This is a genomic window from Mesorhizobium sp., assembly GCF_017306585.1.
Taxonomy (GTDB): Bacteria; Pseudomonadota; Alphaproteobacteria; order Rhizobiales; family Rhizobiaceae; genus Mesorhizobium.
In genome coordinates, this window is sequence record NZ_JAFKIC010000299.1 from 1 (window position 1) to 11,579 (window position 11,579).

At 65.3% G+C, this 11,579-nt stretch carries 10 protein-coding genes; 6 read left to right on the forward strand and 4 right to left on the reverse strand.

All coding sequences use genetic code 11. The features are described from left to right. On the forward strand, positions 1 to 698 hold a 698-nt coding region (locus tag J0I79_RS33475; protein WP_292869952.1), incomplete at its 5' end, for an IclR family transcriptional regulator C-terminal domain-containing protein. Positions 699 to 932: 234 nt separating this feature from the next. Here the strand turns inward: J0I79_RS33475 and J0I79_RS33480 are convergent. From J0I79_RS33480 to J0I79_RS33495, 4 genes are read right to left on the reverse strand one after another with little or no spacing between them, the layout of a single operon-like run. After that, positions 933 to 2,231: an FAD-binding oxidoreductase gene (locus J0I79_RS33480; RefSeq protein ID WP_292869955.1), complete on the reverse strand. Its 1,299-nt coding sequence runs from the start codon at positions 2,229 to 2,231 to the stop codon at positions 933 to 935. 2 nt (positions 2,232 to 2,233) lie between these two features. Next, positions 2,234 to 3,604, reverse strand: coding sequence for a glutamine synthetase family protein (locus tag J0I79_RS33485; protein WP_292869958.1), 1,371 nt, complete (start codon positions 3,602 to 3,604; stop codon positions 2,234 to 2,236). Positions 3,605 to 3,609: 5 nt separating this feature from the next. Further along, complete coding sequence (locus J0I79_RS33490) at positions 3,610 to 4,893, reverse strand: glycosyltransferase (RefSeq protein WP_292869961.1); 1,284 nt, start codon at positions 4,891 to 4,893, stop codon at positions 3,610 to 3,612. A gap of 11 nt (positions 4,894 to 4,904) precedes the next feature. Next, positions 4,905 to 5,843: a GntR family transcriptional regulator gene (locus J0I79_RS33495; protein ID WP_292869964.1), complete on the reverse strand. Its 939-nt coding sequence runs from the start codon at positions 5,841 to 5,843 to the stop codon at positions 4,905 to 4,907. 232 nt (positions 5,844 to 6,075) lie between these two features. Between J0I79_RS33495 and J0I79_RS33500 the strand changes: the two genes are divergently transcribed. The 5 genes from J0I79_RS33500 (at position 6,076) to J0I79_RS33520 (ending at position 11,454) form a co-directional block, all read left to right on the forward strand. Further along, the gene (locus tag J0I79_RS33500; RefSeq protein ID WP_292869967.1) at positions 6,076 to 7,140 is read left to right on the forward strand and encodes a spermidine/putrescine ABC transporter substrate-binding protein; all 1,065 of its coding nucleotides are present in this window, start codon (positions 6,076 to 6,078) and stop codon (positions 7,138 to 7,140) included. 326 nt (positions 7,141 to 7,466) lie between these two features. Continuing rightward, on the forward strand, positions 7,467 to 8,306 hold the full coding sequence (locus tag J0I79_RS33505) for an ABC transporter permease (RefSeq protein WP_292869978.1): 840 nt from the start codon (positions 7,467 to 7,469) through the stop codon (positions 8,304 to 8,306). Then, positions 8,299 to 9,093 (forward strand): ABC transporter permease, encoded by a 795-nt coding sequence (locus J0I79_RS33510; protein ID WP_292869970.1) that lies wholly within the window; start codon positions 8,299 to 8,301, stop codon positions 9,091 to 9,093. The genes J0I79_RS33505 and J0I79_RS33510 overlap by 8 nt, the downstream gene beginning before the upstream one ends. Then, the gene (locus J0I79_RS33515; RefSeq protein ID WP_292869972.1) at positions 9,090 to 10,163 is read left to right on the forward strand and encodes an ABC transporter ATP-binding protein; all 1,074 of its coding nucleotides are present in this window, start codon (positions 9,090 to 9,092) and stop codon (positions 10,161 to 10,163) included. Before J0I79_RS33510 ends, J0I79_RS33515 begins: the two co-directional genes overlap by 4 nt. 16 nt (positions 10,164 to 10,179) lie before the next feature. Next, positions 10,180 to 11,454: a glycosyltransferase gene (locus J0I79_RS33520; RefSeq protein WP_292869975.1), complete on the forward strand. Its 1,275-nt coding sequence runs from the start codon at positions 10,180 to 10,182 to the stop codon at positions 11,452 to 11,454. The last annotated feature ends 125 nt before the right edge of the window (positions 11,455 to 11,579 follow it).

Genomic DNA, 11,579 nt, shown 5'->3' on the forward strand with positions numbered 1-11,579 from the left:
CCCGGCATCCCCAGGGCATGACCTTGACCGAGATGGCCGAGGAAGCCGGCCTGACCCGAGCCGGCGCCCGCCGCTTCCTGCTGACGCTCACGGCCACCGGCTATGCGACGCAGGAAGGCCGCGTGTTTTCGCTGTCGACGCGTCTCCTGACCGTCGCCCGAACCTGGCTCGGCGGAACCTCGCTGTGGAGCTTCGCCGCCCCGATCATGCGCGCCGTCGCCGCGCAGCTGAACGAAGCCTGTTCGGCGGCGATCCTGTCGGGCCAGGATGTCGTCTACGTCGCCCGTATTCCCGGCCGCCGCATCCTCAGCGTGTCGCTGGATGTCGGCACGAGGCTTCCGGCCTATTGCACCTCCATGGGCCGCATGCTGCTCGCGGGTCTGGCGCAGGAAGAATTGGACGCATTCCTTAGCCGGGCGACCATCGAGAAGCGGACGCCGAAGACGATCACCGATGTCGGGCTGCTGGCCGGCGCCATCGGCAAGGCCAGGGCCGACGGTTTCGCCATCGTCGACGAGGAGCTGGAACTCGGCCTGCGCTCCATCGCCGTGCCGATCCGCGACCGCGCGCAACGCACGGTCGCGGCGATCAACGTCTCGACCCAGTCGGCACGGTTTTCGGTTTCCGACATGGAACGGGAAATCCTGCCGGCGTTGCTGGAGGCGAGGCGCAGGGTTGAGGATTTCTTTGTGGTTTGAGGGGAGCCGATTGTTTTCGACGTCAGCGGGCCGGCCCCCCTCTCTGCCCTGCCGGGCATCTCCCCCTCAAGGGGGGAGATCAGCTGTCGTTTCGGCCTTCGTCAATCTCCAACGTTGCAGGAGTGAGCGAAGCGACGAAGCTGCCAATCTCCCCCCTTGAGGGGGAGATGTCCGGCAGGACAGAGAGGGGGCCTGTTCCGCCGACATCACAAGAATTGCGTGCGCCGCCACCTTTCAATGCTTGATGCGGTCCCGCATCGCGTACCACAACATGCCGAGCACATAGAGCGGACCGCGCAGCGCGGTGCCGCCGGGGAACGGCAGCGGCGTCAGCGTCGAGAACAGGTCGAGCCGTGACGAATCCCCCATGATCGCCTCGGCCAGCAGCTTGCCCGACAGTGTCGACAGGATGACGCCCTTGCCGGAATAGCCATGCGCGAAATAGACCTCGCCATAGTGCCCGACATGCGGCAGCCTGGATGTCGTCACCGAGACCAGCCCGCCCCAGGCATGATCGATGCGGCAACCCTTGAGCTGCGGAAACGTCCCTTCCATATGCGGCCGCACGAAGCCGGCGATATCGGCTGGCGGTGACGGCGTGTAACGCTCGCCGCCGCCGAACAGCAGCCGGCCATCCGCCGACATGCGGTAATAGTTGACGACGAAGCGCGTGTCGGAGACCGCGACATTGGCCGGGATGACATTGCGCGCGCCTTCCAGCGGCTCGGTGGCGACGATGTAGTTGCCGACAGGCATGATGCGGCTGTTGACGCGCGGCTCCAGCCCATGGAGAAGCGCATCTCCCGCCAGCACCACGTGCTTGGCCCGCACCGAGCCCTTGGCCGTCGAAACGCGGATCGACGGCTCGCGCTCCAGCTTCACCGCAACCGAATTTTCATGGATGACGACGCCGGCCGCGACCGCCGCGCGGGCAAGGCCGAGCGTGTAGTTCAACGGATGCATGTGGCCGCCAAGCGGCTCATACATGGCGCCGTGATAGGGCGTGTCGACCTTGGCCCGCGCATCCGCCGCCGACAGGATCTCGACCTCGCGGAACTTCATCACGCTTTCAAGGCATTTGGCCTCGTCCTCGAGATCCCTGAGGTCGGAGCCGTTGACCGCGCCGACCAGATGCCCGGTGAGCCTGAGATCGCAATCGATCTTGTGGCGCTCGATGATGTCGAGCACCAGGCCGCGCGCTTCGAAGGCAAGATCGAACAGCACCTTGGCCCGCTCCGGCCCGTAGAGCTTGACCAGCCCCTTGGCGCCCTTGCGCAGGCCCGGGATCATCTGGCCGCCATTGCGACCTGATGCGCCCCAGCCGATCTTGCCGCCTTCGAGCAGCACGACCTTCAGTCCGCGCTCGGCGGCATGAAGCGCCGCCGAAAGGCCAGTGCAGCCGCCGCCGACGACCACCAGGTCGGCTTCGACGTCGCCGGCGAGCGCCGCATGGTCGGGCGCCGGATTGGCGGTGGCGACATAATAGGATTTGCCGATATCGAGACCGGAATTGAAACCCGTTGAAGCGGCCATGATCACACCTTCAGCAGGAGGTGGTCGCGTTCCCAGCTCGTCACCACGCTCTGGAACAGGTCGAGCTCGACGCTCTTGACGCGCAGATAGGTCTGGAAAAAATCTTCGCCGAGCAGTTTTCGAACCGGCTCGCAGGCCTCGAAACGGTCGAGCGCCTCCTCCATGGTTTTCGGCAGCGTGCTCCTGATCTTGTAGGCATTGCCCGAAGCTTCCGCCGAGCGCGCCAGCTTCTGTTCGACGCCGAGATAGCCGGCAAGCAGCGAACCGGCGATGGCCAGATAGGGGTTGCAATCCGCGCCCGGCAGCCGGTTCTCGACCCGCCGCGCCATGCGCCCGCCGGCCGGCACCCGCAGGCCGCAGGAGCGGTTGTCATGCGACCATTCGATATTGGCCGGCGCGCTGTGGTTGGGCCGGATGCGGCGGTAGGAATTCACGTTCGGCGCGAACAGCGGCATGATTTCGGGAACGTATTTCTGCAGGCCGCCGATGAAGTGGTCGAACATCTCGGTATCGGCATCGTCGGTGCTGGCGAAAAGCGGGTTGCCGGCCTCGTTCACAACGGACATGTGCAGATGCATGGAGCTTCCCGCCTGCGCCGCGATCGGCTTGGCCATGAAGGTCGCATGCATGCCGGACTGCTGCGCGGCCTGCCGCGTCAGCCGCTTGAACAAAAGCACCTGGTCGGCGAGCGGCAGCGCGTCGCCATGCAGGAGGTTGATCTCGAGTTGGCCCGGTCCGGATTCGTGGATCAGCGTGTCGAGCGGCAGGCCGGCGGCGGCGGCATAGTCATAAACGCGCCGGATGACCGGCTCGAATTCCTCCAGCGCCACCATGTCGTAGGGGTGCTGCACGGCCTCGGCGCGGCCATTGGCGCCGACCGGCGCGGTCAGCGGCCTGTCCGGATCGGGATTGTGCGCGGTGAGATAGAATTCGACCTCCGGCGCCACCACCGCGCGCCAGCCGCGCTGGCGATAGAGATCGAGCACGGCGCGCAGCACATGGCGAGGCGAGGCCATCCAGGGCCTGCCGTCCATGTGGAAGGCATCGGCGAAGACATAGGCCTTCCCCGCCCCGGCGCCGGGCGCCAGGCACAGCGTCGAGACGTCAGGCACCATGCGCATGTCCGGGTCGGAATAGGCAAAACCTTCGTCTATGGAACCGGAATAGCGGCCGTCTATGCTGACCAGGAAGGCGCTGCTCGGCAGATAGAGCGCGCGGTCTTCCAGCGCCTTGAGGAATTTGGTCGTCGGCAGCGCCTTGCCGCGCAGCACGCCGTTCATGTCGGGCACCAGGCACTCGACTTCGCTGATGCCGTGCTGCGTCAGCCAGGCCTTGGGATTGTTGGCGATCGTATTCGTGTTTTTATCGAGCATTTCGTTCAGGTCCGTATCAGAGAGAGTATGGCTTGCGCGGCCATTTCCGTTCCAGGCTTCAGCGCCATCCGGGCTGCATTGTCCTTGAGGCGGGCGCGCATGGCGTCATCGGCCAGCAGGCCGACAATGGCTCTCTCCAATACTCCTTCTGTCCAGCCGTCACGGCCGATATGGTCGCCGACACCGGTCTCCCCGGCGCGTTGCGCATTGTCGTGTCCGTCCCAGCAATAGGGCATGATCAGCGACGGCACGCCGAAACGCAGCGCCTCGCAGAAGCTGTTGTTGCCGCCATGGTGGATGAACAGGTCCGACTTCGCCACCACCGAGGGCTGCGGAAACCAGGCGTCGAGATAGACATTGTCCGGCACCGCGCGGTAGGCGTCGCGCAGGCCGCCGACATTGACGATGAACCGCGCCGGTATCTTGTCGAAGACGGAAAGCATGCGCTCGATCAGGCCGACATCCATGGCGCCGAGACTGCCGAAGCTGACATAGACCAGCGGCCCGCCATTGCGCGGGAACACCGGCACCTCGAACGGTCCTTCCGAGCGCACGCAGCCCTCGAGATAGACGAAGCGCCGGGGGTCGAGCGGTGCGGCGCGCTCGCGGCGCACGATCGATGGTGTCAACAGCAGATTGAGGTCGGGCGAGGCTTCCAGGAAAAGGCCCTTGGATAGCGGAGCCAGCCCGCAATCGGCGCGAAACCGGTTGAAGCGGTCATGCGCCGGGGCGGAGGCCGAGAGGTAACGGGCCTCGAACGCCGCACGTTGCGGATCGTCGGCGCCAAGGCCTGACAGATAAGGCGGCACCTCGGCGTCCGGCAGTTCGGTCTCGGCACACGAGACGACGCGCACCCACGGGCAGCCGGCCGCCGCGATCGCCGGGAACATGATGACGTTGTCGAGCACGACGGCGTCGGGCTTCAGCCGCGCCAGCAACTGGCGCAGCGGCGCCTCGGCATTGACCGCCGTATCTACGATCGCCTGCCAGGTCGGTGCGACATAGGTTTCGAGCTGGTCGATCGGGCTCAGCCGGAAATGCGGCAGGTGCCGGCGCACGAACGCCTGCCAGTAGCTCTGGCGCTCGCTGTCGCTCAACGGTTCGTCGGTCGGCAGCTGGTATTCCTGGAACCCGTAGTCGGCAAAGACGCCGGAGAAACCGGCGTGGCAGATGAAGACCGGCCGCGCGCCGCGCTCACGCAAGGCCTGCGCGATGCCGACGCAATTCAACGCCGCCCCGAAACTGGCTTCGGGAAACAGCGCGATGGTCGGGCTCGCTCTACGCGTCAATTAATCCCTCTTCATTCGGGCCGGCTGATCATGCCGAACAGCGCGGGCGCGCCGCGGCTGGCCGCTTGCGGTCGCTGGCTGCGCGAGAGGCGCAGGTGAATGCGAAGCAGATCGGCAGCCACCTCATACTGCCGGCTTTCGAGATGGTCGAGTATGTTCAGATGTTCCAGCAGCGATTGCTTGAGCCTGTAGACGTTGATCCCGGCATAGATGCCCGGCAGGCGGCGCAACCGCAGGTGATCGGACAATGCGTCGGCGACGAACCGGTTGGCGGAGCCTTCGGCGATCATGCCGTGGAAATCGATGTCGAGCCGCTGGAACTCGCGCGTGTCGAAGGCGGCATCGGGCAGCGCGGACAGCGCCTCCATGCCCTGGCGCAGCGCGGCGGCGCGCGCGCCGTCCAGCCGGAACCCCGGCGCCAGGATCGCCGCCGGCTCCAGCAACAGCCGGAACTCGTAGCTTTCGCCCTGCGCTTCGGGATCGTCGGGCGCGCGCCGGAACAGCCAGGATTGGCCGGGCGCGCGGTCGAGCAGGTTTTCTTCCGTCAGTTTGTTAAGAGATTTTAGTACCGTCTTGCGCTCGGCATTATAGCGCCGCATCAGCCCGGCGACGGTCACCGTCTGGTCGAGGCGCCGCGCCGACCGGTCGCGCAGGATCGCCTCGGCAAGCTCGTCCTCCTCGGCGGCGGGCAGTTCGGCCGATATCGCCGGCTGCGCGGCAAGGTCGATGGCCATGACATAGCCGGTCTCGGCCTCCCAGCGCACCACGCCCTGCTCGGCCAACAGCCCAAGCGCTGCCCGCACTGGCGTGCGCGAAACATTGCAGAGCGACGCGATCTGCTGCTCCGGCAGGCGCGCGCCCGGCGCGAAGCCGCGCTGGCGCGCCACGTCCAGGATGCGCTGGGCCAGGTCGAGATGGTTGGTGCGAGGACGTCGGGCTGCGGCTTGCATGACTGATCTCGTGAGCGGATGCCGCCTGCATGGTTGACCGATCGGCCCGATGGACGCAATCGGCCAGATTCCACAGCCAGCCGGCAAATTATGGATTGACGTACTTTTTTCTGCAATAGTACTGTGTATGCAATCGGCGACAAAAAGACCGAGGGAACAGGATCGACGGCGCGGAACATGCCGCGCGGGGTCCAGCACAGAATTCGACGATCAATTCGAATGGGAGTCTGCCATGACCGCTACCAGTCCGCGGCGCCGAGCGCTCAGCGTATCCTCAATCGCTCTCGGCCTTGCCCTGGCGCTGTCGGCGCCGGCGATCGCCGCCGATCTCGTCATCTCCAACTGGGACGGCTACATGGCGCCCGACGCCATGGCCTCCTTCAAGGCCGCGACCGGCGTCTCCGGCGAGGTGGTGGTGCATGCCACCAATGAGGAGATCATGGGCAAGCTCATTGCCGCCGGCGGCAAGGGCTACGATGTGGTCTTCGTGTCCTCGCCCTTCGCCGAGGTTCTGAACAAGCTCGGCCTGACCGAGCCGATGGATCACGCCAAGATCCCCAACCTCGCCAACCTCTATCCTGAGGCGACCAAGCTTCCGCACGATGTCGGCAACACCTTCTCGGTGCCCTATACCTGGGGCACGACCGGCCTGTGCTATCGCTCCGACCTGGTGAAGACAGCCCCCACCAGCTGGAGCGATCTGCTGGCGCCCTCCGACGAATTGAAGGGCAAGACCACCATGCTGGCGACCGATCGCTGGCTGCTCGCCGCCGGCCAGCTCGACAAGGGCTTTTCCGTCAACGAGACCGACCCGGCCAAGCTCGCCGAGGTCAAGGACCTGCTGATCTCGGCCAAGAAGACGCTGCTCGCCTATGACGACACCACCTTCTACTCCAAGCTGGTTTCCGGCGAGGCGTTGATGGTGCAGGCCTGGGACGGCTGGTGCAACTACGGCATCGCCGAAAAGCCCGAGATCAAATACGTCATCCCCAAGGAAGGCTCCGATCTCTGGGTCGACACGATGGTGGTGATGAAGGCCTCGGAGCACAAGGACGACGCCTTCAAGTTCGTCAACTTCATGCTCGACGCCAAGAACCACGCCTGGGCGGCACAGAACATCGACTACAAGGTGCCGAACAAGCCGGCGATGGAGAGCCTGCCGGCCGACTTCCTGGCGAAATTCCCCAACATGGCGATGCCGGTGGCCGATCTCGTCAAGTTCGAGCAGCTGCGCGACGTCGGCGAGGCCCAGCGCGACTATTCCAAGATCGTCAGCGAGATCAAGGCCGCGCAGTAAGATCGATTGCTGGAAGCAAGTTTGCGTTCCGTCGCGCCCCCCTCTGGCCTGCCCGCCATCTCCCCCTCGAGGGGGGAGATTCACTGGCTTGCCGCTTTTCGCCAATCGCCGGCGCAGCGCCCCCTCATCCGGCCGCTTCGCGGCCACCTTCTCCCCGTGGGGGAGAAGAGAAAGGCGCCAGCGTCTGCCACCTCCTCTCCCCTCGGGGAGAGGTCGGATTGCCCCGAATTGCGCTTCGCAATTCGGTTGGCAATCCGGGTGAGGGGGAGCCTGCTGGGCACCAGCGGAGGCGCGGCGTGACACGACCCTCCCGCTCCTCCCTGCTGATGGCCCCGGCGCTGGTCTGGCTGACCGCGCTGATGGTGGTGCCCTGCGCGCTGGTGCTGGCGCTCGCCTTCTTCAGGCGCGGCATCTATGGCGGCATCGACTACACCTTCACGCTGGAGAATTTCGGGCTGGTCTTCGACCCGCTCTATGCCGGCATCTTCCTGAAATCGGCGCGTATCGCCGGCACCGCTACCCTGATCGCGGTAGTGGTCGGCTATGCCGCCGCCTATGCCATCGCGGCCGCTCCGCGCCGGTGGCAGCCGGTTTTCCTGTTCTTCGCCGTACTGCCGTTCTGGTCGAACTATCTGATCCGCACCTATGCCTGGATCGTGCTGCTCAACCGCGAGGGTTTGATCACCCAGCTCCTGCGCTGGCTCGGCTATACCGGCGAGCCGCCCTCCATGCTTTACACCGAGGGCGCCGTCATCGCCGGCCTGGTCTACAACTACCTGCCCTTCGTCATCCTCGCCTGCTACGCGCCGCTGTCGCGGCTCAATCCCGAGCTCGCTGAAGCCTCGCGCGACCTCGGCGCCTCGGCCGCCACCACGTTTCGCCGCGTTATCCTGCCGCTGACCGTGCCCGGCATCGCTGCCGGCGCGGTCTTCGTCTTCGTGCTGTCGATCGGCAATTTCGTCACGCCGGCCCTGCTCGGCGGCGGCCGGTTCCAGATGATCGGCAATCTCGTCTACGACCAGTTCCTGACCGCCAACGACTGGCCGTTCGGCGCGGCGCTGGCCATGGCCCTGATCGCCATCATGCTGCTGGTGCTGATGGCGCAGGCGCTCGCCGCCAATCGCGCCGCGGGACGCTCCGCCCAGACGGGAGGCGCCGATGGCTGAGCGTTCACCCGCTACGCGGCGCGCACTCTGGCTCGTGCTTACCCTCGTCTTCGCCTTCCTCTACATCCCGATCACCGTGCTGGTGGCGCTCTCCTTCAACGAGGGCGGTCTGCCGACGGCATGGTCCGGCTTTTCGCTGAAATGGTACGCCTCGCTGGCCCACAACTCCGCCATCCTGTCGGCCGCGCTCAACACGCTGATCGTGGCGCTGGTTTCAACGGCGATCGCCACGCTGCTCGGCACGCTGCTGGCGATCGGCGTCGAGATGCGCCGCCAGTACGGCAAGGGGCTGGAAGCGCTGATCTTCGCGCCGATGATCATCCCCGACATCGTGCTCGCCATCGCGCTGCTGTCGTTCTTCTCCATGATCAACCTCACCATGGGCCTGCACACCATCATTCTCGCCCATGTCGTGTTCAACCTCGCCTTCGTCTGTTCGGTCGTGCGGGCAAGGCTGAAGAGCTTCGACTGGTCGATCGTCGAGGCTTCCGCCGATCTCGGCGCTTCCGCCATCACCACCTTCCGGCGCGTCACCTTGCCGGTCATCGCGCCGGCGGTGATCGCGGGCGCGCTGCTCGCCTTCACGCTCTCGGTGGACGAATTCATCATCGCCTTCTTCACGGCGGGCGCGGGCCGCGCCTCGACCACGCTGCCAATGCAGATCTACGCCATGATCCGCTTCGGCATCACGCCCGAGATCAATGCGCTGGCCACCATCGTCATGGCGGTCTCGATCACCGCGCTGACCCTGTCGCAACGGCTCAACCGGGGAGTGATCGGCCAATGAGCGAACCGCGCACCCTGCTTGCCATCGATCAGGTGTCGAAGAATTTCGGCCGCGTCACCGCCGTCGACGGCATCTCGCTCGACATCCGCGAAAATGAATTCTTCGCGCTGCTTGGGCCTTCCGGCTGCGGCAAGACCACGCTGCTGCGCATGCTGGCCGGCTTCGAGACGCCGAGCGACGGCCGCATCCTGCTCGACGGCAAGGACATCGCCAGGACCCCGCCCAACAAGCGGCCGGTCAACCTGATGTTCCAGTCCTACGCGCTGTTCCCACATATGAGCGTGCGCGCCAACGTCTCCTACGGGCTGGAGATGGAGCGTCTGCCCTCGGCCGAAATCCGCTCGCGCGTCGATGCCATCCTGGCGACGACCGAACTGGTGCCCTTCGCCGACCGCAAGCCGGACCAGCTCTCGGGTGGCCAGAAGCAGCGCGTCGCGCTCGCCCGCGCGCTGGTCAAGCGGCCCCGACTGCTGCTGCTCGACGAACCGCTCGGCGCGCTCGACAAGAAACTGCGCGGCGCCATGCAGTTGGAGTTGAAGCGCTTGCAGCACGAAGTCGGCATCACCTTCGTCATCGTCACCCACGACCAGGAAGAATCGCTGGTCATGGCCGACCGCATGGCGGTGCTGAAGGACGGCAAACTCCTGCAATGCGACACGCCGCACGCGGTTTACGAACATCCCGCCGACCGTTTCGTCGCCGACTTCATCGGCGTCATGAACTTTGTCCCGGGCAAGGCCACCGCGGATGGCGTCGCGGCGACGAACGGCACGCGTATCGCCGGCAAGCTTCCCACGGAGTTGACGGCGGGCCAAGCGGCCGTGGCGTCGGTGCGCCCCGAGCGCATCCGGCTCTTCCCGCCGGCCGAGACCGCCAACCGCACCACCGGCACGGTCGAGGCGCTGGCCTATCAGGGGCTCGATCTGCAGCTGCATGTCCGCACACCGCTCTCGCCAAAGCCGTTTCTGGTGCGGGTCACCGCTGATGCCGCCGACCGCCGGCCGGTCTCGTCCGGCGACAAGGTCGAGCTCGGCTGGGACGCCGCCGATGTCAGAATTTTCAAGGAATGATTGGAGGACAAGCCTGATGGCGCAGAAGACGATCGCGTTTTTCCCGGAGGCCGCCTACGGCCCGGCGCTCAATTCCGTCGGCATCGCGCAGGCGGTCGAAGCGCGCGGCCACAAGGCCGTGTTCCTGTCCGACCCCGGCTTTCTCGAGGTCTACAGGGGCTATGGTTTCGAGGCCCATCCGGTGAACCTCTCCGAGCCGATGCCGCCCGAGCAGATGGCCAAGTTCTGGGAGGACTTCATCAATGGCCACATCCCCAACTTCCGCAAGTCGCCTTACGATCAGATCGACAACTACGTGAAGGATTGCTGGACCGCGATCGTCGACAGCGCCAAGTGGGCGCAGAAGGATCTGCCGCGCGTACTAGCGGCAATCAAGCCGGACGTGATCTGCGTCGACAACGTCATCCTGTTCCCGGCGATCAAGCAGTTCGGCAAGCCGTGGGTGCGGGTCATCTCCTGTTCGGAAAACGAGATCGAGGACGAGGATATCCCGCCGCATCTCTCTGGTTGCGGCGAGAACGACCATGCCGGCCACAAGCGCTATCGCGACCATTTCAACGCTGTGATCAAGCCGATCCACGACGACTTCAACGCGTTCCTCAGGGACAACAACGAGGCGCCCTATCCGATCGGTCAGTTCTTCGAGGCCTCGCCCTACCTGAATCTGCTGCTCTATCCGGAAGCCGCCAAGTTCAAGCGCCGCCATCCGCTCGATCCGGCCAGGTTCCAGTATCTCGAAGGTTGCGTGCGCCAGGAGAAGCCGTTCACGGTACCGACCTTCGCCGAGAACAATGACGGTCCTCTGCTCTATGTCTCGTTCGGCAGTCTCGGCGCCGGCGACGTCGACCTTCTGAAACGCATCATCGCCACGCTCGGCAAGACGCGCTACCGCGCTCTGGTCAATGTCGGCGGCTACAAGGACCAGTATACCGACGTGCCCGGCAACGTCATCGTCGACAGCTGGTTTCCGCAGCCTTCGGTCATTCCGCAGGTCGACGCCGTCATCCACCATGGCGGCAACAACTCGTTCACCGAGTGCCTCTATTTCGGCAAGCCGGCCATCATCATGCCCTATGTCTGGGACGGGCACGACAACGCCACCCGCGTCGAGGAAACCGGCCACGGCTTCGGCATGCCGCGCTACGACTGGACCGACGCCGAGCTGGTCGCGAAGATCGAGACCTGCCTGACCGACCCGAAGATGAAGGCCAAGCTCGCCAAAACGTCCGCCCAGATGCAGGCGCAGAACGGGCCGGAGAAAGCTGCCGGATTGCTGGAGGCGCTGCTGTGAGACCGATTGAAATATCGAGCCCGGGCGCCCCTCTCTGTCCTGCCGGACATCTCCCCCTCAAGGGGGGAGATTGGCAGCTTCGCCGCCGGTTCTCCCTTAGCAATCTTGGTGACTGGCGAAAGCCG